The sequence below is a fragment of the Trichococcus sp. genome, from assembly GCF_049589555.1.
GTDB lineage: Bacteria > Bacillota > Bacilli > Lactobacillales > Aerococcaceae > Trichococcus.
This window is the reverse complement of sequence record NZ_JBAWAZ010000009.1, coordinates 1-4297: the sequence shown is the minus strand read 5'-3', so window position 1 is coordinate 4297 and position 4297 is coordinate 1. Positions and strand designations below refer to the sequence as shown.

Annotated in this window: 4 protein-coding genes and 1 other annotated feature; all 4 genes read left to right on the top strand. The window is 47.9% G+C overall.

Annotation, left to right across the window (positions count from 1 at the left end; genetic code table 11):
* Positions 1-608, top strand: a 608-nt coding sequence (locus tag WBV27_RS00255) for a sensor histidine kinase (RefSeq protein ID WP_424198405.1), incomplete at its 5' end; no start/stop codon positions are given.
* Positions 609-724: 116 nt separating this feature from the next.
* Complete coding sequence (locus WBV27_RS00250) at positions 725-2068, top strand: serine hydrolase (protein WP_424198403.1); 1344 nt, start codon at positions 725-727, stop codon at positions 2066-2068.
* Between the two features lie 98 nt (positions 2069-2166).
* Positions 2167-2399 (top strand) — a binding site (T-box leader).
* A 52-nt stretch (positions 2400-2451) separates the two neighbouring features.
* Positions 2452-3753 (top strand): serine--tRNA ligase, encoded by a 1302-nt coding sequence (gene serS, locus WBV27_RS00245; protein ID WP_424198401.1) that lies wholly within the window; start codon positions 2452-2454, stop codon positions 3751-3753.
* Positions 3754-3890: 137 nt separating this feature from the next.
* A partial coding sequence (msrA, locus tag WBV27_RS00240) for a peptide-methionine (S)-S-oxide reductase MsrA (RefSeq protein WP_424198407.1) occupies positions 3891-4297 on the top strand: 407 nt, incomplete at its 3' end.

Sequence of the window (4297 nt, the reverse complement as noted above, 5' to 3'; positions counted from 1 at the left end):
AGCAATTTACGAGTGAAGAGGATGCTTTGCGTTATATCCATATCGCTTACACAAAGGCACTGCAGATGAAGGTGCTTGTCGATGATCTTTTCGAATACACGAAAGTGCGTCAACCGACGACTCCGCTACTGTTGAAGACGATCAACATAGGCAACTTTTTGGAGCAGATCGTCGCCGATTATGAACTGGAGTCACGCAAACGCCATATGGAGATTGAGGTGATCATGAAGACGAGCCCGTTGATGATCGAAATGGATGTCGATAAAATGGCCCGAGTCTTCAACAATCTCATTTCCAATGCCCTCAAATATGCGCATGGCGGCACTTGGGTTCATATCGAAGCCGAAAAGATAGGTTCCGAGGTGATCGTTGCCGTGAAAAATAATGGGGAGCGCATCCCTGAAGAATCGCTGCAGGAATTGTTTGGGCGCTTCTATCGGGTGGAAAATTCCCGTTCGAAAGAGACGGGCGGGACCGGGCTGGGGTTGGCGATCGCCCAAAGCATCGTAACACTGCACGGCGGGTATATCTATGCGGAATCGGATGAGGCGGAAACCAAATTCGTGCTACACCTTCCTTTGAAACAGGTTCCGGCTGTCAAGGAATAAGGAACGTACGCTTTCTGTGTACGCTCCTTTTTTTGGTTGTCTTTTTACAGTATTTCCGCTAACATAGAAGGGTATATCAACTGAATGAAATGACTGATTGGAGATAACTAAAAACAATGATGACTATAAAAAACAAAAAAATGATTATGGGAACAATTTCGGCTGCCTCTGTATTGGTGAACAGCTTGTTTGCTGCACCGGTTGCTTTGGCCGCTGAACAGCCTTCTGTCGATGCGAAAGCTGCATTCGTGATAGAAGACGAAACCGATAAAGTGCTTGTGAACCAAAACGGGGAAGAAGCGCTGGGCATAGCCTCAATGACAAAAATGTTGAGTATCTACTTGATACTCGAAGCCATCGAAGCAGGCAAATTGACTTGGGACAAGCAGATCACCGTCAGTGATTACGTCTATGAAGTCAGCCAGAACTATGACTTTTCCAATGTGCCTTTGCGCCAGGACATCACGTATTCTGTGGAAGAACTGTATCAATCCGCATTGATCTATTCCGCAAATGGCTCAACGATCGCTTTGGCGGAAGCTTTGGCTGGTTCCGAAGCGAAATTCGTCGATTTGATGAAGGCCCAATTGGATGAGTGGGGCGTAGAAAATTATGAGCTCTATAATGCCACCGGCTTGTCGAACAGCGATATGCCGGAAGAACATCTTTATCCAGGTGCTTCGGCTGATGGATACAACAAAATGACTGCGCGCGGGGTAGCAATGGTTGCGGATCATCTGATCGATGATTACCCTGAAGTTTTGGAAACGACTGCCGTTCCGGAGTTGGCTTTCCAAGCGGGAACATCCGATGAAATCTTGATGCACAGCTACAACTTGATGTTGCCTGGCATGTTCTATTACCGTGAAGGCGTCGACGGCCTGAAGACCGGCACGACGCTGGAATCCGGCGCATCCTTTACTGGTACTGCAAAGCAAGATGAAATGCGGATCATCACCGTGGTCATCGGCGCTGACGAGAGCACCAAACGTTTCACGGAAACCGATCGTTTGATGGACTATGCCTTCTCGACCTTCGAGAAGACGACAGTAGCGGCGAAAGGCGATGCCGTTTCCACGCAAGAACCGATTACCGTAGCCAAAGGGAAGCAAACTGAAGTCGGGCTAGTCTACAACGAAGACCTTGTGACTGTTACCGAAAAAGGCGCAGAAGAGCTGGCGCTCACAACTATTTTCACACCGGCTGAAAAAAGCCTGAATGAAGACGGCGAGATTGAAGCGCCTATCGAAAAAGGCACAGAAGTCGGGTCCGTCGCTGTGACGGTTGAAGGCGACGAGTTGGGCTATCTGGACGGAGCGACTTCCGAGGATGTCAAAGTCGCAGTGGCAAGCAGCGTGGAGAAAGCCAATATCTTTGTGCGCGGCGGCCGTGTTGTCGCAGACTTGTTCGGTAAAGCTTGGGAAACAGTATCCGATTTTGTCGGAGGATTCTTTGACTGATCCGGAATAGCTGCAGGCTAATCTGGACCGGCCGCTTTGTTGACAGCATAGGGTTTGTTCAGTAAAATGAGGGTATCGAAGCTTAGCCTAATTGAATAGAGAAAGCCATGCATGTGATCAGTAAATGATGTGAAGCGCCCCAGAGAGTCAGTGGTTCGGTGAGAACTGACCCTTCACCTGTTGAATCCCCACATGAAGCGAACAATGAAAACAAGAAATTGACTAAATTGTTCCGGATCCGTCCGTTAACGCAATGAAGCGCAGCCAGACCCATTTGGGATTGGCTGAAGTTGGGTGGTACCGCGAACGTTAAAGCCATTTCGTCCCAGATTGTTCTAGGGATGGAGTGGCTATTTTTGTACAGATAATGAGGAGGAAACAATATGTTGGATGTAAAATTTTTGAGGGATGGATTTGAAGCCACTGCAGAGAAATTGGCTGCACGCGGGGTCAAGACAGAGGACTTGGCGACATTCAAGGAATTGGATGCGCAACGCCGTGAGAAAATCGTTGAGACTGAAAACTTGAAGCAATACCGCAATGGCGTTTCCCAAGAAATTGCGCAATTAAAACGCAATAAAGAGAATGCCGATGACAAGATTGCCGAAATGAAAGAAGTCGGCGACAAAATCAAAGCATTGGATGAAGAACTGAATGAAATTGAAGAGAAGACGACTTTCATCGCAACAAGATTGCCCAACTTGCCGCATGCATCCGTTCCTGTCGGTGCGGATGAAGATGATAACGTGGAAGTAAGAAGATGGGGGACACCACGCGCGTTCGATTTTGAACCGAAAGCCCACTATGATATCGCCGAGGCTTTGGATATCCTGGATTTTGAACGTGGCGCTAAAGTGACAGGAAGCCGTTTTGTCTTCTATAAAGGCCTAGGAGCACGCCTGGAACGCGCTTGCTACAACTATATGCTGGACTTGCATACCGAAGAACATGGCTACACGGAAATCATCCCTCCCTACATGGCGAATGAAGCTTCCATGTTCGGTACCGGACAATTCCCTAAATTCAAAGAGGACGTCTTCCAGCTGACGGATGAGCGTAATTTCACGCTGATCCCTACAGCAGAAGTTCCTTTGACGAACTATTACCGCGATGAAATCATGAATGAAGCGGAACTGCCTGTCTATTTCACGGCGATGAGTCCATCATTCCGTTCTGAAGCCGGAAGTGCAGGGCGCGACACAAGAGGCTTGATAAGGATGCACCAGTTCCATAAAGTGGAGATGGTGAAATTCAGCAAACCGGAAACTTCCTATGAAGAATTGGAAAAGATGACGGACGATGCTGAAGCTGTGCTGAGAGGCTTGAACTTACCGCACCGCACCATCACGTTATGTACGGGTGACATGGGCTTCTCCGCAGCCAAAACTTATGACATAGAAGTCTGGATCCCAGCTCAAGATACCTATCGGGAAATCAGTTCTTGTTCAAATACGGAAGCATTCCAGGCCCGCCGCGCGAAAATCCGTTACCGCAACGAAGAAACAGGGAAACTGGAATTTGTGCACACGTTGAATGGCTCAGGGCTGGCTGTCGGCCGCACTGTAACTGCGATACTGGAGAATTACCAAAACGAAGACGGTTCCGTCACGATCCCTGATGCACTTGTTCCATACATGGGCGGCATCACGAAAATAACCAAAGAAAACGCAAGCAACAAACGCTGATCACAAGCAAGATATGCGAGCAACCCTTTGTGCATATGATACAATCATTTCAGACGAAAATGCGTACGAAAGGAATGATAATAGTGACAGAACCAAGATTGGAAAAAGCTACTTTTGCCGGAGGATGTTTTTGGTGTATGGTCAAGCCGTTCGATAGCCTTCCGGGCATCGAATCAGTCGTTTCCGGCTACACGGGTGGCCACACAGAAAATCCCACTTATGAAGAAGTATGTTCCGGAACAACCGGGCATACGGAAGCTGTCCAAATCACATTTGATCCAGCTTTGTTTCCGTACAAAGATTTAGTGGAGGTGTACTGGCAGCAGACAGACCCCACTGATGCGATGGGTCAGTTCGTAGATCGCGGTGCTTCTTACCGTCCGGTTATTTTTTATCATTCACCGGAACAAAAAGAGATAGCAGAAGCTTCCAAACAAGCACTGCAGGACAGCGGGAAATTCACTAAACCAATCGTGACTTCCATCGAACCGGCACAACCGTTTTATGCTGCGGAAGAATATCATCAGGATTTCTACAAAAAAAG

Bases quoted from the DNA above. Each gene is read 5' to 3' on its own strand.
- WBV27_RS00250 (WP_424198403.1), top strand. From the start codon at position 725: ATGATGACTATAAAAAACAAAAAAATGATTATGGGAACAATTTCGGCT.
- serS (WP_424198401.1), top strand. From the start codon at position 2,452: ATGTTGGATGTAAAATTTTTGAGGGATGGATTTGAAGCCACTGCAGAG.